This is a genomic window from Salinibacterium sp. PAMC 21357, from assembly GCF_000247645.1.
Taxonomy (GTDB): Bacteria; Actinomycetota; Actinomycetes; order Actinomycetales; family Microbacteriaceae; genus Rhodoglobus.
Window position 1 is genome coordinate 167382 of record NZ_AHWA01000005.1, and the last position, 22695, is coordinate 190076.

The 22695-nt window shown below is 59.8% G+C and carries 24 protein-coding genes; 17 read left to right on the forward strand and 7 right to left on the reverse strand.

Features of this window, described 5'->3' with window-relative positions; translation table 11 throughout:
• Positions 1 to 216 precede the first annotated feature (216 nt).
• The 4 genes from ON14_RS11030 to ON14_RS11045 all read left to right on the forward strand — a co-directional run bounded on the left by ON14_RS11030 (position 217) and on the right by ON14_RS11045 (position 2775).
• Complete coding sequence (locus ON14_RS11030) at positions 217 to 1017, forward strand: NERD domain-containing protein (protein WP_202800947.1); 801 nt, start codon at positions 217 to 219, stop codon at positions 1015 to 1017.
• A gap of 51 nt (positions 1018 to 1068) precedes the next feature.
• Positions 1069 to 1533 carry a VanZ family protein gene (locus ON14_RS11035; RefSeq protein ID WP_010205156.1) on the forward strand — a complete coding sequence of 155 codons (465 nt, stop codon included), beginning with the start codon at positions 1069 to 1071 and terminating at the stop codon, positions 1531 to 1533.
• Between the two features lie 64 nt (positions 1534 to 1597).
• Entirely contained in the window at positions 1598 to 1984 is a 387-nt protein-coding gene (locus tag ON14_RS11040) for a lysoplasmalogenase family protein (protein ID WP_010205157.1), read from the forward strand.
• Positions 1985 to 2091: 107 nt separating this feature from the next.
• On the forward strand, positions 2092 to 2775 hold the full coding sequence (locus tag ON14_RS11045; RefSeq protein WP_141630045.1) for a hypothetical protein: 684 nt from the start codon (positions 2092 to 2094) through the stop codon (positions 2773 to 2775).
• 3 nt (positions 2776 to 2778) lie between these two features.
• Here the strand turns inward: ON14_RS11045 and ON14_RS11050 are convergent, their stop codons facing one another.
• Positions 2779 to 3960, reverse strand: coding sequence for a MarP family serine protease (locus ON14_RS11050; RefSeq protein ID WP_010205159.1), 1182 nt, complete (start codon positions 3958 to 3960; stop codon positions 2779 to 2781).
• Between the two features lie 312 nt (positions 3961 to 4272).
• Between ON14_RS11050 and rpsO the strand changes: the two genes are divergently transcribed.
• Entirely contained in the window at positions 4273 to 4542 is a 270-nt protein-coding gene (rpsO, locus tag ON14_RS11055) for a 30S ribosomal protein S15 (RefSeq protein WP_009771894.1), read from the forward strand.
• A gap of 72 nt (positions 4543 to 4614) precedes the next feature.
• Here rpsO and ON14_RS11060 read toward each other — a convergent pair whose 3' ends face one another.
• The gene (locus ON14_RS11060; RefSeq protein ID WP_010205160.1) at positions 4615 to 5223 is read right to left on the reverse strand and encodes an HdeD family acid-resistance protein; all 609 of its coding nucleotides are present in this window, start codon (positions 5221 to 5223) and stop codon (positions 4615 to 4617) included.
• A 100-nt stretch (positions 5224 to 5323) separates the two neighbouring features.
• Between ON14_RS11060 and ON14_RS15990 the strand changes: the two genes are divergently transcribed.
• The 6 genes from ON14_RS15990 to ON14_RS11090 all read left to right on the forward strand — a co-directional run bounded on the left by ON14_RS15990 (position 5324) and on the right by ON14_RS11090 (position 11217).
• Complete coding sequence (locus ON14_RS15990; protein ID WP_010205161.1) at positions 5324 to 7432, forward strand: benzoate/H(+) symporter BenE family transporter; 2109 nt, start codon at positions 5324 to 5326, stop codon at positions 7430 to 7432.
• An 82-nt stretch (positions 7433 to 7514) separates the two neighbouring features.
• Positions 7515 to 8339 (forward strand): DUF4397 domain-containing protein, encoded by an 825-nt coding sequence (locus tag ON14_RS11070; protein ID WP_010205162.1) that lies wholly within the window; start codon positions 7515 to 7517, stop codon positions 8337 to 8339.
• A gap of 58 nt (positions 8340 to 8397) precedes the next feature.
• A complete protein-coding gene (locus tag ON14_RS11075) occupies positions 8398 to 9006 on the forward strand; it encodes a class F sortase (protein WP_081503560.1) in 609 nt (202 codons plus the stop codon).
• 20 nt (positions 9007 to 9026) lie between these two features.
• The gene (locus ON14_RS11080; protein ID WP_010205164.1) at positions 9027 to 9587 is read left to right on the forward strand and encodes an RNA polymerase sigma factor; all 561 of its coding nucleotides are present in this window, start codon (positions 9027 to 9029) and stop codon (positions 9585 to 9587) included.
• Complete coding sequence (locus tag ON14_RS11085; RefSeq protein WP_010205165.1) at positions 9574 to 10455, forward strand: anti-sigma factor; 882 nt, start codon at positions 9574 to 9576, stop codon at positions 10453 to 10455. Before ON14_RS11080 ends, ON14_RS11085 begins: the two co-directional genes overlap by 14 nt.
• A gap of 249 nt (positions 10456 to 10704) precedes the next feature.
• On the forward strand, positions 10705 to 11217 hold the full coding sequence (locus tag ON14_RS11090; protein WP_026037684.1) for a hypothetical protein: 513 nt from the start codon (positions 10705 to 10707) through the stop codon (positions 11215 to 11217).
• 13 nt (positions 11218 to 11230) lie between these two features.
• Here the strand turns inward: ON14_RS11090 and ON14_RS11095 are convergent, their stop codons facing one another.
• Positions 11231 to 12238: a helix-turn-helix domain-containing protein gene (locus tag ON14_RS11095; protein ID WP_010205167.1), complete on the reverse strand. Its 1008-nt coding sequence runs from the start codon at positions 12236 to 12238 to the stop codon at positions 11231 to 11233.
• A gap of 101 nt (positions 12239 to 12339) precedes the next feature.
• A complete protein-coding gene (locus ON14_RS11100) occupies positions 12340 to 13305 on the reverse strand; it encodes an alpha/beta hydrolase (protein ID WP_010205168.1) in 966 nt (321 codons plus the stop codon).
• 208 nt (positions 13306 to 13513) lie between these two features.
• On the opposite strand from ON14_RS11100, the gene ON14_RS11105 reads away from it, so the two are divergent.
• Together ON14_RS11105 and ON14_RS11110 are read left to right on the forward strand one after the other, a co-directional pair.
• Positions 13514 to 14629 carry an LLM class flavin-dependent oxidoreductase gene (locus ON14_RS11105; protein WP_010205169.1) on the forward strand — a complete coding sequence of 372 codons (1116 nt, stop codon included), beginning with the start codon at positions 13514 to 13516 and terminating at the stop codon, positions 14627 to 14629.
• 47 nt (positions 14630 to 14676) lie between these two features.
• Entirely contained in the window at positions 14677 to 15309 is a 633-nt protein-coding gene (locus ON14_RS11110; protein ID WP_010205170.1) for an FMN reductase, read from the forward strand.
• Between the two features lie 80 nt (positions 15310 to 15389).
• Here ON14_RS11110 and ON14_RS11115 read toward each other — a convergent pair whose 3' ends face one another.
• The gene (locus tag ON14_RS11115; protein WP_010205171.1) at positions 15390 to 15572 is read right to left on the reverse strand and encodes a DUF5302 domain-containing protein; all 183 of its coding nucleotides are present in this window, start codon (positions 15570 to 15572) and stop codon (positions 15390 to 15392) included.
• A gap of 309 nt (positions 15573 to 15881) precedes the next feature.
• Here ON14_RS11115 and ON14_RS11120 point away from each other — a divergent pair, with 309 nt between their 5' ends.
• Together ON14_RS11120 and ON14_RS11125 are read left to right on the forward strand one after the other, a co-directional pair.
• Positions 15882 to 18131 (forward strand): polyribonucleotide nucleotidyltransferase, encoded by a 2250-nt coding sequence (locus ON14_RS11120; RefSeq protein WP_010205172.1) that lies wholly within the window; start codon positions 15882 to 15884, stop codon positions 18129 to 18131.
• Between the two features lie 221 nt (positions 18132 to 18352).
• Positions 18353 to 18538, forward strand: a complete 186-nt coding sequence (locus ON14_RS11125) for a hypothetical protein (protein ID WP_010205173.1) — start codon at positions 18353 to 18355, stop codon at positions 18536 to 18538.
• A gap of 104 nt (positions 18539 to 18642) precedes the next feature.
• Here ON14_RS11125 and ON14_RS11130 read toward each other — a convergent pair whose 3' ends face one another.
• Positions 18643 to 19182: a YbhB/YbcL family Raf kinase inhibitor-like protein gene (locus ON14_RS11130; protein ID WP_026037685.1), complete on the reverse strand. Its 540-nt coding sequence runs from the start codon at positions 19180 to 19182 to the stop codon at positions 18643 to 18645.
• 189 nt (positions 19183 to 19371) lie between these two features.
• Between ON14_RS11130 and ON14_RS11135 the strand changes: the two genes are divergently transcribed.
• Positions 19372 to 20364 (forward strand): aldo/keto reductase, encoded by a 993-nt coding sequence (locus ON14_RS11135; RefSeq protein ID WP_010205175.1) that lies wholly within the window; start codon positions 19372 to 19374, stop codon positions 20362 to 20364.
• 47 nt (positions 20365 to 20411) lie between these two features.
• Here the strand turns inward: ON14_RS11135 and ON14_RS11140 are convergent, their stop codons facing one another.
• Positions 20412 to 21002, reverse strand: coding sequence for a TetR/AcrR family transcriptional regulator (locus tag ON14_RS11140; protein WP_010205176.1), 591 nt, complete (start codon positions 21000 to 21002; stop codon positions 20412 to 20414).
• Positions 21003 to 21315: 313 nt separating this feature from the next.
• Between ON14_RS11140 and ON14_RS11145 the strand changes: the two genes are divergently transcribed.
• Positions 21316 to 22683, forward strand: a complete 1368-nt coding sequence (locus ON14_RS11145; protein WP_026037686.1) for a M16 family metallopeptidase — start codon at positions 21316 to 21318, stop codon at positions 22681 to 22683.
• The last annotated feature ends 12 nt before the right edge of the window (positions 22684 to 22695 follow it).

Below are 22695 nucleotides of genomic sequence, written 5' to 3' on the forward strand. Positions count from 1 at the left end.
GTGCTCTTGGCTGTTCACCCCCACTCGGGTATGCCCAATAGTGGGGGTTTCGGGAGATTCTCAGGTTGGGCAGTATGTATCTAGAAGTTATTCCTCGGGGGAGGAACCTTCACTCGGGAGCGATTCTTCGCCACGAGTCGGGCCGGAGGCGGGGGAGCCTCCGGCCCAACGTATTTCTGCATGCATCTTGGTGCGTGTGAGAGCTGGAGGGTCTGCGTGCCGCAGAATCATGATCTTCGCGGCCGGATCGCTGGACAATCAGCTATGGCCGCGGTAATCGAGGCGCAATCGCATCGTGCGCCGCGACGCCGACTGGCGCGCATCTTCGGCGCATCGCCTCTCGCCGCAGAAGGTAAAGCGCACTATCGCGGCGCTGTCGGCGAGCTTCTGGTCGGTTCAATTCTTGATCGGCTCGGGCATAGTTGGGATGTATTGCACGGGGTGCCCCTTGGCGCCTCATCGCTTGACCACTTTGCGGTGGGTCGAGCCGGGGTTTTCGCCTGTGTGGTTCGCAACTGTCAGGGTGGAGAGGTTGCCGTCAATGGCGATGAGATCGTCATCTCCAAGAGCGTCGACAGGGGAATTCTCGACGCTAGGGCGGCTGCACGAACTGTCTCAGCGGCATTAACAGCCGCGACGGAAACCCCCGTCACTGTGACGGGGGTACTCGTTTTGGTGGAACCAACGAAGGTCGCGGTGTTGCAGGCGCCAGACGATGTTCATGTGCTCACCTCAATGCAGCTTGAGCAGTGGCTACTCTCTTCTCCAGCGGTGCTCTCTGGTGCGGATGTCGCGCAAATCTCTGCAGTTGCCGAACTGAACCAGACGTGGCCGCAGCCTCAACAGGCTGCACGCAAGGCGCGAAATTTGACCCGAGCTTTCGTGCGAATCCATCACGAGGTGCGCTCGGCAGCGGTGCGTCGTTTTTTCTGGGTTGTCGCAGCCCTGTCGGCAACATTTTTGTGGGTGTGGGTTTTGGTGTCGATCTTGACGTCACTTGTCGTCAATTCATCCTGAGTTGTTAGCGAGTCGAGAGCTTTCACTGGGTGTGTAGTGCACCATGGATGAATGTTTCGGCGTCATCCATACCTCAGCGCCGCCACATTCGGATATCTCGCCGTTGTGGCGTGGCTAACACTGAGCCCGCAGGCTCCGGATCAACGTGATGGCCCGCTCTGGCAGCTCGCCCTGTATCTAGATCAGTTTTCGGCAACCCAGTGGCTGACCTTTAACGACCTCGAGTTTGTGGCAAATATTGGCCTTTTTGTTCCGGTTGGGCTGTTCTTCGTTCTGCTGGTGGGCAAGCGGCTGTGGTGGCTAGCGCTTGGGCTTGCGATCGGGCTGACGGTCGGCATTGAGTGGGTGCAGCAGTTTATTCCCTCGCGAGTATCTGATGCGCGCGATATTCTTTCGAACTCTTTGGGAGCGGCGATCGGTGTCGTTTTCACGCTGAGTGTTGCTGCGGGTCGCGAGCGCGCCCGCGCCGCAGCGAGACGGCGACGGCGTAACGATAATCTGCCGCAATCGCGCTAATGACGACTACGCAAAGGCCCGTTCCGGTGCACGCTGGTTGGTTCCCTATTTAGCGGTGTCGGCGGTGCACATCCTCAGTCTCGTGCTCGGGGCGGATGATGTTGCGCACGTGACAAAACTGCTGCTGCTGATGCCGCTGCTCATGGTGGTCGTTGTCGGTTCACAACGTCGTAGTTTCGGAACCGCGGAGATCGCAGTGCTTGCAGCGTTGTCGTTCGCCTGGATTGGCGATGTGTTTGTCTCAGATGCCAGTAGTTCGAGCTTTGTCATTGGTCTGGCAGCGTTCCTGTTATGCCATGTGGTGTACTTCACAATTTTCGTTCGCACAGTTCGAACTCGTCGGATTCCCCTGGCGGCCTTACTGCTCGTGGGGTGGTGGGGTGGAACGCTCTTCTTGCTCTCCGACACCTCGCTCGCTTGGGCGTTGTTTGCGCCGACAAGAACGTGGTGAAACTCGGATTCCGTCATTATGACGCTGTACGTTGTCGGGCAGCTGCTCATAGTGACAGGCATCCTTCAGGCGCGAGAGCGCTCACGGGAGCCTGCTAGCGTGTCGGGGTGACTTCAGAGCCTCCGCTAGAGCCCATGCATCGCCGCGTCGCGGTGGTTCCTGTCATCGTGGCGGTTGTCGCCTTGCTGGTGTTCGCTGTCATTGTCACGATTGTGATTACCTTAGCCGCGTCGACATCTCCGGCTGACCGCTCGCAACCTCCGGTTCCGAGCGCCACAGCGTCAGCCAGCGATCACGAGGTCCCAGCTAATCCCGAATCGTCGATCGTCGCACCGACGACAGAGTCGACAGGCGAGCACTGCGTGGATTACACGGCCGAGACAAGTGCTCTCGACATCGACGAAGTGACAATCGCCGAGACTGAGCGTGGTGATCTTGACGTCGAGATCACGCTAACAACATCCGTTCCTAGCGGTTTCGCCCAATTGGGCATTTATGCAGAACCCACCGACGATGATCGCGCCTACCAATTCTCTGTAGAGCTCGCCGATGGTGAAGTTGACGGCGCAACCTCGCACGATTTTGATCGCGACAAGAGTGACGATATGGAGACCGACAGCGCCGAGGTCGATGGCGAGACTGTGCGCTTCACTGTTCCCCGCGGTGTAGCCAAAAAGTTGGGTGATGACTGGCGGTGGTTTGCGTTCACGACGGTCGCTGAAGGATCAGCGGATGCATGCCCCGGCGACCCCGGATCCTTCGAAACGCTTCGCTTCGAGCGCGACGACTAACGACTAACCGGGGATACAGGCGCCGCTCGATACGGTGTTTGTCAGTGCGGCCGCTTCATCGACGACTGGCTGCAGCTCGGTGAGCGTCATTGCATAGCCGACGTTGTCTTGATCGGCGCTCCGGGCGAAGACAGCCCCGACGACGTCGCCATCCAAAGTGAGCAGCGGCCCACCGGAGTTTCCCGGATTGACCTGACCCGCGAGCGTGTAAACCTCCCGGGGAAAAGCGCCAACCCCATAAATATTAGGGCTGTCAGCGGTGCTGACGTGTTGCACCAGTGCCGCATCGACCGTGATCGGGCCGCCGAACGGGTAGCCCTCTATGGCGGTGCTGGCGCCAGGGCGAGCAGTGACTCCCATGCGCAGCGGATCGGGGCTAAGACCGGGAACCGCGATTATCGCGAGGTCGTCTTGTGCGTCAAAGTACACGATTGTTCCGGTGAGCACTTGGCCGTTGAGTGCCTCGATAACAGGCCTTTCGGTGCCCGCAACGACGTGGGCGTTGGTGACAACTCGCTCGTCGGCGACGACGAAACCGGTTCCTGTTTGTGCTTGGCCACAGGCGTACGCATTGCCGGTAATGCGCACGACGGACTCGGCCGCTGCTGCGAGCGGCACGCTATCGGTATCGATACTCGGTACTTCTGCGTTCCCAACCCCCAATTCGGAACTGAAGAACGGCATCCCGGTGTCAGTAAGGGCGGTGCGCAGCTGCGCGATGCGAACTTCAACGTCGAGGGGCGTCAAATCCTGAATCGCGCCGATAACCGTCGAACCAGCAATAGTGCGCGACAGCACAGGAGATCCCAATTGCGCTGCGCTGAAACTTACGGTCGAAATAATCAGCGCAGCAAGAACACCGATCGCGGCGCCACCGGCGGCTCGATCGATGTGGCGGAGCCGACTCGTTTTTAGCTCTTCACGCAGTGCTCGCGCGATGGCGGCGCCAATAGCGTGACCGATCGTGATCAGACCTATTGCGGCGGCAATGGTAACGGCGACGCGAACCCGAGGATAGGCAATTGAGCTCGAGATCATCGGCGCGAGCAATACCGCGGCGACCACTCCGACGACGACGCCCGTGATGACGAAGAAGCTTCGCGTGAGTCCAATGGTGATGCCATAAATGATGTAGCCCACGAGCAGCGCAATGAGCAGCAAGTCGAGTAGCGGGGCAACGTTCACTTCACAACCCTAAACCGCTATCGTGCTTCTCGCGTCGAGTCGGGAGAAGCACAGAACCGAGATAATCTCTGCGTGAAGCATCTGGGGGATTCACGTGAATGACGTAAAAGACGACACGAGCGCCGCCACTGCTGTGATGTTGCAGGTTGCCGTTCCGGCAATTGTTGGTTTCGTTGCTGGTTAGATCGTCGCAGTCCTGACAACTGCCGTACTCTGCTAGAATTTCAAGGTTGCCGTCTAACGGCCGCGGATAAAGAGAGCCCCAGCATTCAGCTGTGGGCACCGCGCAACGAATAGAGAGGGGATCACCTTATGGCTCTTGAAGCTAGCATCAAGAAGGCGATCATCGAAGAGTACGCAACCCACCCAGGTGACACGGGATCCCCCGAGGTCCAGATCGCGATGATGACTCGTCGCATCCTCGACCTCACGGAGCACCTCAAGATGCACAAGCACGACCACCACTCACGTCGTGGACTGCTTCTTCTTGTTGGTCAGCGTCGTCGTCTGTTGGGTTACCTTCAGAACGTTGACATCACGCGTTACCGTACGCTGATTGAGAAGCTGGGACTGCGCCGCTAGTCGACTCGTCACACTTGCCAAAGGCCGTCTTCGCTCTGCGAAGGCGGCCTTTGTTGTTGGTGCTGTGCGCCTCTAGGCGGTGACGTCCGTTGTGTTTTTCTCTGGGGCCTTGTTCTTGCGCGGCAGTGTGAGCAACGTAGTGACGCTGACAGCGATCATGAGAATCGCGCCGATGGCGACGAGCGAGGTGAGGCTTGCTGCCGGGAGCACGAACATGGCGACGCCGGCAGCCATCGAGACGATCCCGCTCACCCAGCCGAACCAACGGGGGTGGATGGTGCCGCGTACGCCACCGACGAGGTCAATGATTCCTTCAAGGATCCACCCGATTCCGATGACGAGCGCTAGCGCGATGAGAGTGTCGAACGGGTTGGAGAGGCACAGGATGCCGGCGATGACAATCAGCAATCCGAGGATGCCCGTGACCCAACGCATCGTGAAATCGAGGTTGGTAGCCACTGATGCAGACATGATGCGGTACATGCCGGAGGCAATCAGGTAGATCCCGAACAGCACAGCAACGGTGAGAAGGGTAGCGCCGGGAAAGAGCAGGCCTACTACGCCAAGCACTAGCCCGATCACAGCAACGGCTACGAGCTGTCCGCGGTGTGCGCGCAACAATCCAGGAAGAATATCTTGCGTTGACGTTGCGCGGGTGGCCGTGTTGTCAGATGAGCTCATGAGAGTCCTTACCGGTGTCGTGAATCGGTGTACGTTACGTTCATTCTTCCAGTTCACGCGGGCTGGTGTGTGAAAACGACGCACCCGCTACGCTCGATAGATGTCACGTCGCGTTTCTTATTCTCAGCTCGGTGGGCCTGAAGTGCTCACGATTTCCGATGTCAATGAACCGCACGCGGGGGAGGGCGAAGTGCGGGTTCGTGTGAAGTTCGCAGGGATTAACCCCTTTGATGCCAAAGTTTTCGGCGGAAAAGGCACCGCGAACCCTCAGAGTATTTCTTTTCCCAATGGGAACGGCACTGACTTTGCGGGTGTCGTTGACGAACTCGGGGAGGGTGTTGTCGGGTGGGCCATCGGTGACGAGGTGCTTGGCGGCAAGGGCTTTAGCGCTCAGGCTGACTATGTCGTTGTTCCGGCGGCCAAGCTCGTGCTCAAGCCTGCTTCCCTCGGTTGGGAGCAAGCGGGCAGTCTCGATGTTGCTGGTCGCACCGCCTGGGCCAGCGTCGAGAGCCTTTCATTGACGTCCACCGATACCGTGCTTGTGAGTGCGGCGGCTGGCGGCGTCGGGGTGATCGCGGCGCAACTCGCCAAGCTGAAGGGTGCGAAAGTAATCGGCTCGGCTAGCGAATCGAACCACGAGTTCTTGCGTTCGCTTGGTATCCATCCCGTCACGTACGGCGAGGGAATGGTAGAGCGCATATTGGAGATCAGCCCCGAAGGAATCACTGCAGCGCTCGATAACAACGGTCGTGAAACCGTGGATGCCGCTCTTGCCCTTGGTGCGCCAGCAGGCCGTATCAACACGATCGCCGACTACGGCGCCAGCGAGAAGTATGGAGCAACCACTGTCGGAGCAGCGGGGGCTGGTACCGATGATCTTGCGGCGCTTTCCGCCTTGGTAGCCGCCGGCACAGTCAGGTGCCGATCGATTCAGTATTCCCCTTTGAGCAAGTTTCTGAGGCCTATGCGAAGTTGGCCAAGGGGCATTCTCGCGGCAAAATCGTTCTCGAACTCTAGCCGCAACCAGAGAGTGACGACCACCATTTTTCAGCTCTTTTCTACGGGCGTTATTGCGGCAATTGCAGGTTTCGCGGCCTCATTTACTCTGGTGATTGCCGGGCTGCAGGCGGTTGGGGCCAGCGAAGCTCAATCCGCATCCGGTCTTCTGATTCTTACCGTTCTGATGGGTCTCGCGACGATCGGGCTTGCGTGGCGCTATCGGATGCCGATCACCGTCGCGTGGTCTACTCCGGGCGCTGCGTTGCTGATTGTCGCTGCTGACGGCAGCATGGATTTTCGGTCAGCAGTCGGTGCCTTCATTGTGTGTGCGGCGCTCATCATGGTGAGTGGTCTCGTACCGGCACTACGTCGGCTCGTGACGAGCATTCCGCAACCGATTGCCAGTGCCATGTTGGCTGGCATCCTTTTCACAATTTGCCTTGCTCCGATCACGGCGTCCGTTGAATTCCCGTGGTTAGGGCTGCCGATGGTGATTTTCTGGTTGGTGCTGCTCAAAGTCGCTCCGCGCTGGGCCGTGCCCGGTGCGCTCGTGGCAGCGGTGGTGGCAATTGTGCTCACGACAGAGGGCGCTCTGGTGCCGCCGACGGCGATCGTGCCCCAGCTGACGCTCGTTACGCCCGACTTTGATCCGATTGTGATGGTCAGCCTGGGGATCCCGCTGTTCATCGTCACGATGGCGGGCCAGAATGTGCCCGGCTTCACCGTGATGCGCACTTACGGGTACACGGTGCCCGCCGGCCCGGCGCTCGCCGTAACGGGGGCGACCTCGGCGGTTGGCGCCTTCTTTGGCGGGCACGTCGTCAACTTGGCTGCCATTACCGCTGCCCTGACGGCGAGCGAAGAAGCGCACGACGATCGCAGCAAACGCTGGATAGCCTCCGTTGTCGCTGGCGCTACCTACGTTGTGATCGGCTTGGGGGCAGGGTTTGCGACAGCCCTCGTCTCGATGGCACCACCCATCGTCGTGGTGGCGATCGCCGGGCTTGCCGTAGTTGGGGCGCTGATCGCCTCGGTGCGTTCCGCGCTGGAGGCTCCCGAACACCGTATCGCCGCGATCTCGACGTTCTTAGTCGCCAGTTCTGGCATCACGGTGCTCGGCGTTGGTTCTGCCTTCTGGGCGCTCATCGTTGGTGCGGCTGTAATGGCGTGGTTGGGCTGGCAACGAAAATCTCGTTCACAAGTTTTTTGAGATGAGTGCATCCAAATAGGGTGCTCAGCCAGAAGTACTCCATGTCAGGCGATTTACGCCCGAACATGAGAGGACAAGAACAATGCGAAACAAAATTATTGCTGGCGTAGCTGTCGGCGCGATCGCCGCAGTCGGCGTCGCTCTTCCCGCGCATGCGATCTCAGACACCAATGCAGACCTGTACGTGCTGCACGCGGTGCCCGGGCTGACCGTTGACGTCTACGTCAACGGCGACCTAACTCTTGACGACTTTGAGCCAAGCGACCTCGCTGGGCCCCTCGACCTTCCTGCTGGTACCTACACGGTAGCGATCACGGCAGCGGATGCCGCCGATGACTCGTCGCCCGCCATCGGTCCCATCGACCTCACCCTCGAAGCCAACATGAGTTACACGGCTGTTGCTCATTTGGATGCCGCTGGTGACCCCACGGCGAGCCTCTTCACTAACGACCTGAGCACGATCCCGGCGGGAGAAGGCAAGCTCACCGTGCGCCACACCGCTGCGGCTCCCGCCGTCGATGTGCTCGCCAACGGCGCTGCAGCCTTCACTAACCTCAGTAACCCTGACGAAGTGAAAGCAAACCTTCCCGTGGGAACTATCTCCGCTGCTGTTGCGCTGACGGGCACCACAGATCCCGCAATCGGCCCGGCCGACGTGACGATCGCCGAAGGAGTAAACACGATCGTTTATGCCTGGGGCAGTGCGGCTGATGACAACCTCACCCTCGCAGTGCAGACCATCGACGGTCTCCACTCCGTTCCCGGTGGAGTGGACGCGGGAACTGCCGGTCTCGCCGCTGACAGCAACAACGGTCTACTTATCGGCGGACTCGGTGCTCTTGCGGCACTGATCGCGCTCGCCGGATTCGCGGCGACCCGGATCACCGCAGCTCGCGCCGCGAAATAGTCACCAGCGTTAGTACATCTCACCACCAGCCCTCACCCACCCCAGCAAGGAGAACGTCATGGCCGCGAGAATCCTAGCCCTCGCGGCCATGGCGCTTCTCCTTGCTGGTTGCGCATCACCACAAGCACCATCGATCGCCCCCGAGCCGGCCCCTGCTCCGCTTCCGACCGCGGCGATCGATGTACCACGACAGTCGAGTGAGGTCGTGCCGGTACAGCCCGCCGCGGCCCCAATACGGATTCAGATTCCGGCGGTAGCTGTCGACATCCAAATTTCTCCTGTCGGCATCGAGCCAGACGGCTTCATGCAGATTCCCGAAAACATCACGATCGCCGGATGGTACCGCTACGGTTCGTCTCCTGGCAGCGCGACCGGTTCAACGGTGATCACCGCCCACGTTGATGACTTCATTCAGGGCCTCGGCCCGTTTGCCACTCTCGCTTCACTGTCCGCGGGGGCAGAAATCATCATTACGACTGACGATGGTGTAGATCACCGCTACCTTCTCGAATCAGTGCAGAGCATCCAGAAAGCGCAAGTTCCGCTCGATCAGGTCTTTGATCGGGATGGCGCTCCTCGGGTCGTGCTTCTCACTTGTGGTGGACAATTTGACGAAAATGTGCGGCAATACTCTGACAACGTCGTAGCGATAGCGAACCCGCTGTGACGACCACCAACCGGAGAGCTATGACCGACGCAGAAGTCGCCAACGAAGCCCGCATAACGCAGGCGTTCGTGGCCGGCGACGAGTCGTCGCTCGCCGAGGTTTATTCTCGCTGGTCGGCGCTCGTGTTCACTCTTGCCTTTCGTTCGCTTGGCGACCGGGGTGACGCTGAAGACGTCACCCAAAAAGTCTTTGTGTCTGCCTGGACCGGTCGAGCCGGGTATAAACCAGAACGCTCGAGTCTTTCCGCGTGGTTAGTGGGAATCGCGAAGAACAAGATCGCCGACACTCACGAAGCCAGAGCACGTGTACGGAGGCTCCAAGAGGAACTCGCCGCTACAACCGTGAGGGGAGAACCAGTTGTGCAAGACTTCGATCTGGCTGACACCTTGATGATGGCCGACGAAATCGCTCGCCTCGAACCGGATGCTCAAGCAATCATGAGATTGGCATTCTTTGATGACCTCACCCACAACCAAATAGCCGATCGCCTCGAACTACCTCTTGGCACGGTAAAAAGCCATATCCGGCGCAGCCTGCAACGGATGAGAACACGATTGGAGGGGACCTATGCAACACGTTGATCCGGAGCTCCTTGCGTTGCTTGCCCTTGGCGAGCAGGTCGCCCTCCCCGAAGATGGTCAGCACATTAGCGAGTGCGAACAGTGCCGTCGCGAGATCGAAATCCTTGCGCGCGCCGCCATGGTTGGCCGTTCGACCTTCGACGCCGGAGAGCTGCTCGAGCCGCCGTCGTGCGTCTGGGATCGCATCAGCGACGAATTGTCGTTGACGGCAGAAACAGCGAGTGCGCCCTCCACACCCGCGGTCGTTGGCCTCATTGACGATGTGCCGGGCGATGATCTGGCGCAAAAGCGCGCCGAACATGACCGCGCTCCGATGAAGGAACCTGCGGCAGCTGATGCTGCCGCCCCCGCGGACGCTACGGGTGCCCCCGCTGATTCCCCCGCTGCTCCTGAGGATGCGACCGTGCATTCCTTGGATAAGCGTCGTCGTCCTTGGGGCGGCATTGTCGCGGCTGCGGCCGCGGTTGCCTTAGTAGCGAGTGCGGGAACGGCGCTGTGGTCGACCTTCCGCCCCGCGGAACAACCCACGATTCTCGCGAGTGCGACGCTCGACGCGTTCCCCAACTGGCCCGATTCCACGGGCGATGCCCAGCTTGAACAACTGCCAGATGGCACGCGCGTTATCGAGGTGAAGTTCGACGCACCCGCGACCGACGGTGGCTATCGAGAAGTGTGGCTGATTACGACGGATGCCACGGCTCTCGTCAGCCTCGGAATCGTTGAGGGTACGACGGGTCAGTTCACTGTTCCTGAAGGTCTCGATATCTCCAACTATGACCTCGTCGACATCTCAGAGGAACAATTCGACGGAAACCCGGCTCACTCCGGCGACTCCATCGTGCGGGGCCAGCTCTCTACTGAGGCGTAGCCCGCAGCGCCCGCACTGGCGCCGGGTGGCCCAGAATCGAGCCCCGCAGGCTTCGGGCTGACATTGTTGACCTACAATACTCGTTAATGAGCACTATTCACTCTTGGTTGTGATCCCGTCAGCTCATGCGCCGACGGGACGAAGAAAGGCATCGACGATGATCCGTTGGACAGTAAGCAACCAGGCCGGTCACCGTAGCTAGGCACACTTACGTCGCTTGTCGGTTTCGGTCGCGGTCGAATGAGTACCGTGAGGGTTCTGCGCGTGCTTGTTGCCATAGCGGTGTCTGCTGCCGTAGGGGTTGCCACGGCAGGGTGCGCAACCGCGCAGCAAAGTGACACTGCCGTGGCCGCTGATCAACAGACCCAGTTGGATGAGTACATTTCCCCAGCGGATTTGTGGGGTGCCGAAATTATGGCGCAAATTCCCCTCGACGAGACGGCTACCGTTTACGAACGATTAGGCGGAGTTCGCTCTACGAGCTCAGGTTCCGAGGAATGGCCGAAGTATTACTTTTGGTCAGAAAGCGTAGATCTGCTGCTTGAGGATGCGCGAACTCCGACGCAACTTGCCGATGATCTAGAGCCTTGGTTAGGCGATGAAGGCTGGGAGACAGTTGATAACGGGTTTTTGTTCGGCGACGATTTTTTTCGCCGGAGCTACTCTCGTGGAGAGTACAGTCTGACCGTTGAGGTCTACACGGTCCCTGCACCAAGCGCTCAGACCCTTGTATTTTCGATCGTGGCGCCGGATACCGATTGATCTTGGTTCCTCACTAGTCGAAATGCGTAGTTTCTAGTCGGTACAGGGCCAGCGCAACCGAGAGTCGCGTGCGCCCGCGCGAGGTTCGCACGTCGAAGCCGAGTTTTCCACTGAGTTCCTCAGCGCGGGATTGCACCGTTGAGTGGTGAAAACCGAGCGTGCTGGCGGCGGCGCGGAGGCTTTCGCTCGCGGCGAGGGTATCGAGCATGGGCAGGATGCGCGGGGTCTCACGAATCACGACACCGAGCGACTGCAGGTCGCAGTTTTCCGGGGCTCCAGCGGGGCTAATCTCGGCGAGCAACAGCAGCGAACCAAGGTCATCAGCGTGCAGCACCGGTTCGCTTTCGGAGGTCAGTCGCAGGGCGGTGAGGGCTGAAAGCCACGAGCGCACCAGATCGGCGGGGGAGGCAGCGATGCCGATTCCTGCTCGCAGAGCCGTGACAGTATCCGAACTGAGAACGATCTCAGCACGGATAGTGCCCGCGACTGTCGTGATGACGGCGGAGGGGCCAGCGGCCGCATTCGCGGTGTTTGCGGGCTGCGTGATTACGCGGTAGCGCGTGGTGGGAACGAGGTGCAGGGATTGTGCGGCTGAGTGGCGGTGCTCAGTGGTATCCGCAGCGTCCAGCAACACTTCGACCGGATTGTGCATCGATTCGGCTGGTCCGGTGCGCTCGAAAAGGATGCCGATCGCGAGGGCGACCCGTTCGAGGATCATCTCGTCGTTGGCGTGAGCTTCGCCAGCACGTTCAATCCATACCGTGGCCCCGCCGGAAATGGGGCGGGCGGGCCTAGAACCGGCTGACCACTGCTCGGGGCTCCGACGGCCCCGCTCATCCACGCGCACGTTGAGGGCGGCCGACGTGAGGCCTGCAGGGCATCCAGCCAGCATGCTTGCCCCGCGCAAGAGCACCTCGGCACTGGCGTGGCCCGCGGTAAGCGCGTCAAAGTACGAGATCACTCGAAGCGTCTCGCTCGCTTCGGGGTCGAGTGCTTTCAGGCGCCCCGCTAGTTCTTGCATTCTCGTTCCGTCCTTAGTGGTTCGAGCCCTACTCTATTGCCGCGACAGTCGCGAGGCACCCGTGAGGCTCGAACCACCTGGACCAAGTGTTCGAGGAGAATCTAGACGCCGAGCGTGCGACGTAACCAGTTCAGCCGGGCGTCTTGAGTAGCAATCGAGAGAGCCGCGAATGGTGCCATGCTGTCATAGCCGTGGAAGCCGCCAGGCCAGACGTGAAGCTCACAATGTCCGCCCGATGCCCAGATGGTCGAGGCATAAGCGACATCCTCATCGCGGAATACTTCCGCTGTCCCCACATCGATGAATGTGGGAGGCAGATTGCTGAGATCCGTAGCGCGCGCCGGGGCAGCGTAGATCGAGACCTGATCGGTCTTGCGGCGATCACCAAGCAATGCATCCCACCCGGTGTCGTTGCTGCCGCGATCCCACACCCCGGTTCCATCAATTTGATGGCTAGAGACGGTTTCGTTGCGGTCATCAATCATGGGATAAATCAGCATCTGTGCGGCAAGGTGCGGTCCTCCGCGGTCTCGCGCTAGTAGCGCGGTTCCTGCCGCGAGCCCGCCTCCGGCGCTTCCGCCAGAGATCACCAACATGGCGGGATCGATGCCGAGCTCAGCGGCGTTGGCTGCCGTCCACACGAGGCCCGCATAGCAATCCTCAACCGGTGCAGGGTCAGGATGCTCGGGGGCTAGCCGATACTCGACAGAGACGACGACAGCATCCAGCTCGTCGATCCACGACAGCATTGTTTCTAGGCCGGTGAAGCGGTCGCCAATGATCATGCCGCCACCATGAGTGTGGAAAATCCCCGGACCGGCCGTCCTGTGGTCGTCGCGCGCGAAGATGGAGACGATGAGGTCACCGTCGGGTCCAGGAATTGTTTGCTCGCGATGACTGATTGAACGGCCGTCTAGCAGCGCAGGCACATCGGTGACGAATCCCTCGCGCAGGAGGGCAATCATCTCCGGAGTGATTGTTGGCGGGAGTTGCTCATTGACGACGCCGAGAACAGCGGCCAGTTCGGTGTCGAACGGGGGAGCGGGATGAACGTTGTGCGTAGTCATGAGACCTCCATTGGTCCGCGTCACGCCGGTGTGACGACCTTGTCTCCACGGTAGAGGCTCACGCGGGCGGGGGCGTACCGCCAGCCGCTCGACGTTCGAACCAACTTAACCGCCATGTGGCGGTACGGTGCTGGAATTATCCGGAAACAGGGTGGTTGAACCGGATAACTGATTCATCCAGACAGATTTTGGGAGACCGGAGCACACCATGCAGTTCGGAATTTTCACCGTTAGTGACGTCACGACTGACCCGACAAACGGCCGCACGCCTACCGAGGGCGAGCGCATCAAGGACATCGTCACGATCGCAAAGAAAGCGGAAGAGGTCGGGCTCGATGTCTTCGCCCTAGGGGAGCACCACAACCCGCCATTCTTCTCCTCAAGCCCCACGACGACGCTTGCCTTCATCGCGGCTCAGACCGAGAAGCTCATTCTCTCGACGAGCACAACGCTCATCACCACGAACGACCCGGTGAAGATCGCCGAAGACTACGCGATGCTCCAACACCTCTCCGATGGCCGCGCCGACCTCATGATGGGCCGCGGCAACACGGGGCCGGTGTACCCGTGGTTTGGTAAAGACATTCGTGAGGGCATCCCGCTGGCCATCGAAAACTACTCGCTGCTGCACAAGCTGTGGCGTGAAGAGTTCGTCAACTGGGAGGGCAAGTACCGCACACCGCTGCAGGGCTTCCAATCGACGCCACGACCGTTGGATGGCGTGCCTCCCTTTGTCTGGCACGGCTCGATCCGAAGCCCCGAGATCGCCGAGCAGGCGGCGTACTACGGAGACGGCTTCTTCGCGAACAATATCTTCTGGCCCAAAGAGCACTACATGCGTCTCGTGAGCTACTACCGTCAGCGCTTTGAGCACTACGGCCACGGCACTGCGGCGCAGGCCATCGTTGGGCTCGGCGGTCAAGCGTTTATGCGCAGTAACTCGCAGTCGGCGAAGGCAGAGTTCCGCCCGTACTTCGACAACGCTCCCGTGTACGGCCACGGGCCGTCCATGGAGGACTTCACCGAGCAGACACCGCTCGCCGTCGGCAGCCCGCAAGAGGTGATCGACAAGTACGCGGGAATGCGCGAACACTTCGGTGATTACCAACGCCAGCTCTTCCTCATGGATCACGCCGGCCTGCCGCTCAAGACTGTTCTCGAGCAGCTCGACATCCTCGGTGAAGAGGTCGTTCCCGTCCTTCGCAAGGAATTCGCGACCAACCGCCCAATCGAAGTTCCGGATGCCCCCACTCACGCCTCGCTCGTCGCCAAGCGTGACGCGGCTCTCGCTGCCCCCGCGGCTGTCGACACGACAACCGTCTAACGCTCGCAATTCTCAAATCAGCAGTACCCACAAGAAAGAAGCGCACCATGTCAGACGTCAAGAAGATTGCCGTCATCGCCGCTGGTCTCAGTCAGCCATCGTCCACCCGATTGCTCGCCGACCGCCTCACCGAAGCAACCGTCAACGACCTGCGTGAGCGCGGCATCGACGCAGATGTCACGGTCATCGAATTGCGTGACCTCGCGCACGACGTGACCAACAACCTGCTCACGGGCTTCCCGAGCACCAAGCTCGACGAGGCAATCGCGGCCGTCACCCGCGCTGATGCTCTCATCGCCGTCACGCCCATCTTCACCACGAGCTACAGCGGGCTGTTCAAGTCGTTCATCGACATACTCGACCCGCAATCGCTCACAGACCTACCGGTGCTGCTCGGTGCGACGGGTGGAACCGATCGGCACTCGCTCGCGATCGACTATGCGATGCGACCGCTGTTCGCTTACCTTCATGCCGTGGCAGTGCCAACCGGCGTGTATGCGGCATCCGCGGATTGGGGAAGCACAGGAGACAGCGCATCGAGCACACTCCCCGGGCGAATTGCTCGTGCAGCAGGAGAGCTGGCGGCGCTCGCCGCAGCCTCTGATCGATCTGATCAGGTGGTAGATCCGTTTGCGTTGTCTGAGGGCTTCAGCCCGGTCGGCAGTTTCGGCGCCCAGTAGTACTGAGCCGCGCTGCTCGGCGAACTCCGCGGGATGTAATCCACGCGGTGTCGCCGGGCGGCAGCGGTTGTTCCGCTCGTTTATCCAGTCTTGCGGCGGAAGTCGCGCTTGTGATCTGCGCGATCCTGCGTGCCGTGAATAGCCGATTCGGCATCCAAGTGGCCTGGGCGTGATGTTTCTTTGCCCTGCTTGCGATCAAGCGCCTCGCGGAACCTGCGCTTGTTCTCTTCGCTCGCAGAGGGTGTTTCTTCTGTGGGTTCCATACTCCCCAGAGTAAACGACGAGGCGGCTGTGCGTGTCGATACCGCTGATTTCGGAGGTCAGAAGGTGCCTAATGATACGATTGTGGGAGTTGTCCACGTAGTTGTAGGGCAACGTACGGAGCAGGCTGGCAAGAAGCTGGTCACCGGTGGTAATTTTCCGAGTCGTTCGGAGGCTTTCTACTGTTGGCCAGACATGCGCCGCCACTCTAGGCAAGCGCATGAACCATCGCGTCCTTCTGCCCGCTCCTGCTCCTTGACGAGTCGCACACCACACGGGTGCGCGACGTAAAACAAAGGAGAAACCCCCGCATGGAGGGTCCAGAAATCACATTCGCCGAAGCCGTTCTCGATAACGGTAAGTTCGGCAAGCGCACCGTGCGCTTCGAAACCGGTCGACTCGCTCAGCAGGCACAGGGTGCCGTCGCTGCGTACCTCGACGAAGAAACAATGATCTTGAGCGCCACCAGCGCTGGCAAGCACCCGCGTGAAGGCTTCGACTTCTTCCCCCTTACGGTGGATGTTGAAGAGCGTTCCTACGCAGCAGGCAAGATCCCCGGCAGCTTTTTCCGTCGCGAGGGTCGCCCCTCCACGGAAGCGATTCTCGTCTGCCGTCTCATTGACCGTCCGATGCGTCCGACGTTCGTTGAGGGACTCCGCAACGAAGTTCAGATCGTCATCACCGTTCTGAGCATCGCTCCTGACGAGTTCTACGACGCTCTCTCGATCAATGCTGCATCGCTCAGCACCCAGATCTCGGGCCTCCCGTTCTATGGCCCGATTGCCGGCATCCGCCTGGCTCTGATCGGTGACCAGTGGGTTGCATTCCCCAAGCACAGCCAGCTTGCTGACGCTGTCTTCGACCTCACTGTTGCCGGCCGCATGGTCACCAACGACAAGGGCGAAGAAGACATCGCCATCATGATGGTGGAAGCAGAAGCTACTGAGAACAGCTGGGAGCTCATCAAGGCTGGTGCAACCAAGCCAGATGAGGCCGTTGTTGCTCAGGGCCTCGAGGCATCCAAGCCGTTCCTCAAGCAGCTTGTGAAGGCTCAGCTCGAGGTTTCGACCAAGGCCGCAAAGCCTGTTGCCGAGTTCAAGCTCTTCCCGCCCTACTCTGACCAGGCCTACAACGCCGTCAGTGAAATTGCTGAGGCAGAGCTTCGCGATGTCTACAAGATCGCGGACAAGATCGAGCGCCAGACCGCTGACGACGAGCTCAAGGCTCGCGTCAAGGCTGAAGTTCAGTCGAAGGTCGACGCTGAAGAACTCGGCGAAGACGTTCTCGCGATGGTTGGCGGCGCGTACAAGGCTGTCAGCAAGAAGGTAATGCGCACCCGCGTACTCACCGAGGGAATCCGTATTGACGGCCGTGGCTTGAGCGACATTCGTGCGCTTGATGCTGAGGTCGAGGTCATTCCTCGCGTTCACGGTTCAGCAATCTTCCAGCGCGGCGAGACTCAGATCTTGGGTGTTACCACACTGAACATGCTCAAGATGGAGCAGCAGATTGACTCACTGGCCCCAGTGACCAAGAAGCGCTACATGCACCACTACAACTTCCCGCCTTACTCGACTGGTGAGACCGGTCGCGTTGGTAGCCCGAAGCGTCGCGAAATCGGTCACGGTTTCCTCGCCGAGCGTGCCATCGCACCGGTGCTTCCTCCCCGTGAAGAGTTCCCTTACGCCATCCGCCAGGTTTCCGAGGCTCTCGGTTCCAACGGTTCGACGTCGATGGGTTCCGTCTGTGCTTCGACCCTGTCACTGCTCAACGCTGGTGTGCCACTGCGCGCACCGGTTGCCGGTATCGCCATGGGCCTGATCTCGGATGAAGTTGATGGCGTTACGCGCTACGCCGCTCTCACCGACATCCTCGGTGCTGAAGACGCACTCGGCGACATGGACTTCAAGGTTGCCGGTACGAGCGAATTCGTTACCGCCATTCAGCTCGACACTAAGCTCGCTGGTTTGCCTTCGTCAGTTCTCGACGGTGCACTCAAGCAGGCTAAGGAAGCGCGTACCGCGATTCTTTCGGTGCTCAACGCTGCAATCGATGCTCCCGACGAGATGGCTCCCACGGCTCCTCGCGTGATCTCGGTTCAGATTCCGATCGACAAGATCGGTGAGCTCATCGGGCCAAAGGGCAAGAACATCAACCAGATCCAGGATGACACCGGAGCCGACATCTCGATTGAGGATGACGGAACGGTCTACATCGGCGCTGTCGATGGTCCTTCTGCCGAGGCTGCACGCGCGGCGGTTAACGCCATCGCGAACCCGCTCAACCCTGAGGTTGGCGAGCGCTTCTTGGGTACGGTCGTCAAGATCGCTACCTTCGGTGCATTCGTATCGCTCACCCCGGGCAAAGACGGACTGCTGCACATCTCCGAGGTTCGCAAGCTTGCCGGTGGCAAGCGTGTGGAGAACGTCGAAGACGTGCTCGGAGTCGGCCAGAAGATTCAGGTCGAAATCACCAAGATCGATGACCGTGGAAAGCTCTCGCTTGCCCCCGTCACTGACGAGACTGACGCAGAAGCAGCGGCTCCCGCTGACGAAAGCTAAGACCAACTAGTTACTAGTTTGTCTGCGGCGCCCATCCTCTCTGAGGGTGGGCGCTGTGTCGTTGACGGGCAAATCTGTTGGCGCGCGACGTAATTGCCGCCCACGTTCACCGCGCTGCTCAATCGCAATACCGTTGAACCCAGCGCTTTGTGGGGTAGTCACCTCAGTCTGCCCTAGCTCTGGGTGGCTATCCGGGCGTGTCGTCCCGGTATGGTGTACCTGTGACCCGAATCACTACACCCCTTGACGCCTTCATGAGCGACATGCTCTTGTGGCTCGATACCGCGTGGTATCTGTGGGTTGCTCTCGGAATTGTTGCCGTTGTTGTTGTCGTAAGTGTGGTTGTTGCGAAGATGCGCAGCCGTGGTTATGAACGCGTGCCACATTACTTCCGCCGCAGCAGCTAGTTCCGCAGTCCTCGTGATGATCCCTTTTCCCGTATTCCCGACGCGGGATGTTTGTTGAGCCTAGTGACTAGGCGCGAGACGCTTAAGCGCGCGTTATGCTCGGGTTATTCGCCGACCTCGGTGGTCGAATAGCCGATAAGTTGGGCTCGCGCTACGACGTGATCGCGCAGCGCGAATCCGAGCATGGCGGGGGTGCTGTCTTCGGAGACGTCGAGTCGTTCTATGTTCAGGGCACTCAGGGTAAAAACGTAGCGGTGGGCCCCGTGCCCAGCAGGCGGTGCCGCTCCTTGAAATGATGCAAGTCGAAGTTCATTGGGAAGCGTCACAGTGCCGTTCGGCATGAGTTGAGCGTCGGGGTTGCCGGCATCCTGGGGCAGCGACTCTACGGACGCGGGGATATTGAAGACGGCCCAATGCCACCATCCACTTCCCGTTGGCGCGTCAGGATCGAATACGGTCAGTGCGAAGCTCTTGGTGCCAGAAGGAAAGCCGTGCCAGTGCAGTGTGGGGGAGCGGTCTTCGCCTCCGGCATTCGCTATCCCAGATCGGGCCCATTGCGGGAGTGTTCCGCCGGCTTCGAAGTCGGGGCTCTCAAGTTCGAAAGTCGGCACGATGGGCAGATTCCAGTTCGGGTCGTTCACGATAGTGATCCTCTCGATATGAGCAATAGAGCTGGTGCCATTATTGCGAGGATGAGCGCTAGGCGACACCACCCGCTGCTGGCGGGCCCATATATGACAGTTTTCGACACGGACTAGTAACGATCAGGGTGTGCTCCGTGTATTCGCAACGCTCCCGGCATACTCTTACGAAAAGCCTTGTGGGAGGCCGTTATGACGCAAGTGCACCCGACGCGATCACTGCCGGGTTCCACCAGTGCGCGACCAAGTCCGCAACCCCATTTCGTCACCCGAGTGGTTGGCTCATCTGACCTTCGTGTGTATCCCCTCGCGCTCAGCGGAAACGTCTTTGGCTGGACGGCCGATGATCCCGCGACCACCGCGATTCTCGATGCTTTTTCCGAGGGCGGTGGCAATTTTATTGACACTGCTGACTCGTACGCTTCAGGTCGAAGCGAACTGATGATTGGCAAGTGGATGCGGGTTCGCCGCAATCGTGATGACATCGTCGTTGCGACCAAGGTGGGCAAGAGTCGCGAAAACCCGGGCATGCGCGCTGAAGCGATCAAGCGCTCGGTAGCGGAGTCTTTGGCTCGCTTGGGCACGTCGCACATCGATTTGCTGTACCTGCATGTCGACGACGAAAGCGTCGATTTCGACGAGACGTTGTTGGCCGTCGACGAGCTCATCAGTGAGGGTAAGGTTCGCTACTTTGGCGGCTCTGACCACACCGGAAATCGCCTGATTCAGGCGCGCATTGCGTGCGGCCAAATGGGAGTTGCTCCGATGGTCGCCGTGCAATCGCACTACAACCTCATGCACCGTGAAGAATATGAGACTGGACTCGCCCACGTCGCGGCGATTCAGGGCTTGGGCGTGATGCCGCGCTTCGCTTTGGCAAGTGGTTTTTTGAGCGGAAAGTATCGTCAACGCGCTGACCTTGCACTTAATTCGCGCGGTCACGACACGGTGCAGTATCTTCGCCGCCGAGGCTTCAAGGTGCTTGCTGCTTTGGACGAAGTGGCTGACGAGCAAGAAGCAAGTGTGGCGACGATCGCTTTGGCGTGGCTGCTAAATAAGCCAGGAGTTGTTGCCCCGGTCGTGAGTGCGAGCAGTGCGTCTCAGGTGCCCGATTTGCTTGCGGCAGCGCGGCTGCCATTAACGCGTCACCAATCAGCGGTGCTGGATCGCGCCTCTGCGTACTAGCGGTGCCAGTTGGCTCGCTGAGGCCTGAGACCAGGTTGTGCTAGCTGCTAGGCCGAGACAGATTCTGCGAGAACGCGCTTCACGACGCGCCCCATTGCCGCGCCAGCGGCGATCGTATCGCCCGCGTAGCCGCCGGCAAGGGCGCCGTCTTTGGCGAGCATGAGTTCGTCTGCGGCATCGCCAGGGAAGGGGTGGCCAGCGCCGCGCATGAGCTCATAGAGAGCTTCGTTGTACCAATCGCGGTGCTCGGCGATCAGGCGACGAACTGGATGTGCCGGATCGGGTACTTCGGCGACGACGTTGAGAAAAGGGCATCCGCGAAAGTCGTGTTTGGTGAGTTCGGCAGCGACGCTCTCGAGCAGGCCGAGAACAGCATCGTGCGGAGACGCTGCCCCGTCGATGATGGACTGCACTTGTGATTCGGCTGCTGCTCGACGGCTCTTGACGTATTCGAGGATCAAGTTGTCTTTTGAGCGGTAGTGCTTGTAGAACGTTGCCTTGGTCACGCTGGACTGGGCGATGATGCGGTCTACTCCGACGTTCAGGATGCCGTCTTGGTAGAAAAGTTCGTTGGCGGTGTCAAGGATTCGGCCTTTGGCCGGAGCGCGCTGTGCGGTCTCTGGTGTCTCAAGTACCATCACAGCGCACTCCTTCCGGGGGAAATTCGGATCAGGAACTAATCCCCACTATGTGCACCACCTGATTCGGGTCAAGTGATGCGGTTCGGTTGACACAACCCGGTTCGGGTCCGGGTTGTGTTTTTACTACCATCGCCCGGTTCGGGTCCGGGTGATGAGTTGGCGGCTTCGGGTGCCTAGAAAGAACATTACCACGTGAGGACATACAGACAAGTCTGTCTGTCCTCATTGCGTCACCCCAGTTGGGGGGACTCTTCGGGAATCGATGTTTGGCAACCTCGCTGGGTCAACTAATGACGTAGGCTCATTGGTGATGAGCGACGCTGTGATTCTCCCTCTTGACCTTCCCGAACTATCGTTCACCGCAACCGGCGACAGTCTCGTTCGTAGAACTGTTTTGCCCAGCGGTGTGCGCATCCTGACTGAGCAAGTGCCCGGCGCACGCAGCGCGACGGTTGGCTATTGGGTCGCTGCGGGCTCGCGCGACGAGCAGCCGGTCACCTTTGGCGCAACGCACTTCCTAGAGCATCTCTTGTTTAAGGGCACGCCATCGCGAACGGCGCTCGATATCGCCGTCAGTTTCGACGCAGTCGGCGGCGAGCACAATGCGATGACCGCTAAGGAATACACCTGCTATTACGCCAAGGTTCAAGACATTGATCTCCCGATGGCGATCGAAGTCATCGGCGACATGCTCACCTCGAGCCTTATCGACCCAACGGAATTCTCCAATGAGCGCGGAGTGATTCTCGAAGAACTCGCCATGGCAGACGACGACCCGACAGACGTTGCCAGCGAGCGATTCTTCGAGGCAGTCTTCGGCGACCATCCTCTTGGCCGCCCGATTGGCGGCAGCCCCGAAACGATCAATGCTATTTCGCGCGATTCGGTCGTCAAGCATTACCGCGGCAACTATCGTCCGCAAGATCTCGTCATTACCGTGGCTGGCGCCGTCGACCATGACACTCTCGTCGCCGCGGTCTCGGCATGCCTTGTTGCTGCCGGTTGGGATCTCTCGCTTGAGGCGACGCCAGTCTCACGCCGTGATAGTGCGACGGCGGCGTCCGCCACTAGTAGTCCAGGGCAACGGCTCCAGATCACCCACCGCCCTATCGAACAGGCAAACATCATCGCGGGTGTTGAGGGGCTATCGGCAACCGACGAACGTCGTGCGACTCTCACCGTGCTCAACTCCATTTTGGGCAGCGGAATGTCATCGCGGCTATTCCAAGAGGTGCGCGAAAAGCGTGGTCTGGCGTACTCCGTCTATTCTTTCGCTCCGAGCTACTCCGATGCTGGCATCTTTGGCATCTATGCCGGATGCTCGCCGGCGAAGTCTGCGCAGGTTGCAGAACTCATGCTCGAGGAGTTCAGCAAACTCGGCACAGCGCCCGTTACTGATGAAGAAATTAGTCGGGCCGTTGGCCAATTACGGGGGGCATCTGCTCTTGCGCTCGAAGACTCGGACGCTCGGATGTCCAGACTCGGCCGCAGCGAATTGACACTCGGCGAGTTCATCGACCTCGATGCCTCAATTGCCCGAATCTCGGCGGTCACTGCCGACGATATCCAAGAACTTGCTCGCGAACTCTCATCGCGCCCGCTGTCAATTGCGGCGGTAGGTGCGGTCACAGAAGAGATGTTTTCCGGGCTGACTTTGGGCAGCGCTGCCCAAAGCTAGATCAACAAAGGA

Bases quoted from the DNA above. Each gene is read 5' to 3' on its own strand.
- ON14_RS11035 (WP_010205156.1), top strand. From the start codon at position 1,069: ATGTTTCGGCGTCATCCATACCTCAGCGCCGCCACATTCGGATATCTC.
- rpsO (WP_009771894.1), top strand. From the start codon at position 4,273: ATGGCTCTTGAAGCTAGCATCAAGAAGGCGATCATCGAAGAGTACGCA.
- ON14_RS11060 (WP_010205160.1), bottom strand. From the start codon at position 5,223: ATGAGCTCATCTGACAACACGGCCACCCGCGCAACGTCAACGCAAGAT.
- ON14_RS15990 (WP_010205161.1), top strand. From the start codon at position 5,324: ATGTCACGTCGCGTTTCTTATTCTCAGCTCGGTGGGCCTGAAGTGCTC.
- ON14_RS11070 (WP_010205162.1), top strand. From the start codon at position 7,515: ATGCGAAACAAAATTATTGCTGGCGTAGCTGTCGGCGCGATCGCCGCA.
- ON14_RS11075 (WP_081503560.1), top strand. From the start codon at position 8,398: ATGGCCGCGAGAATCCTAGCCCTCGCGGCCATGGCGCTTCTCCTTGCT.
- ON14_RS11080 (WP_010205164.1), top strand. From the start codon at position 9,027: ATGACCGACGCAGAAGTCGCCAACGAAGCCCGCATAACGCAGGCGTTC.
- ON14_RS11085 (WP_010205165.1), top strand. From the start codon at position 9,574: ATGCAACACGTTGATCCGGAGCTCCTTGCGTTGCTTGCCCTTGGCGAG.
- ON14_RS11095 (WP_010205167.1), bottom strand. From the start codon at position 12,238: ATGCAAGAACTAGCGGGGCGCCTGAAAGCACTCGACCCCGAAGCGAGC.
- ON14_RS11100 (WP_010205168.1), bottom strand. From the start codon at position 13,305: ATGACTACGCACAACGTTCATCCCGCTCCCCCGTTCGACACCGAACTG.
- ON14_RS11105 (WP_010205169.1), top strand. From the start codon at position 13,514: ATGCAGTTCGGAATTTTCACCGTTAGTGACGTCACGACTGACCCGACA.
- ON14_RS11110 (WP_010205170.1), top strand. From the start codon at position 14,677: ATGTCAGACGTCAAGAAGATTGCCGTCATCGCCGCTGGTCTCAGTCAG.
- ON14_RS11115 (WP_010205171.1), bottom strand. From the start codon at position 15,572: ATGGAACCCACAGAAGAAACACCCTCTGCGAGCGAAGAGAACAAGCGC.
- ON14_RS11120 (WP_010205172.1), top strand. From the start codon at position 15,882: ATGGAGGGTCCAGAAATCACATTCGCCGAAGCCGTTCTCGATAACGGT.
- ON14_RS11135 (WP_010205175.1), top strand. From the start codon at position 19,372: ATGACGCAAGTGCACCCGACGCGATCACTGCCGGGTTCCACCAGTGCG.
- ON14_RS11140 (WP_010205176.1), bottom strand. From the start codon at position 21,002: ATGGTACTTGAGACACCAGAGACCGCACAGCGCGCTCCGGCCAAAGGC.
- ON14_RS11145 (WP_026037686.1), top strand. From the start codon at position 21,316: ATGAGCGACGCTGTGATTCTCCCTCTTGACCTTCCCGAACTATCGTTC.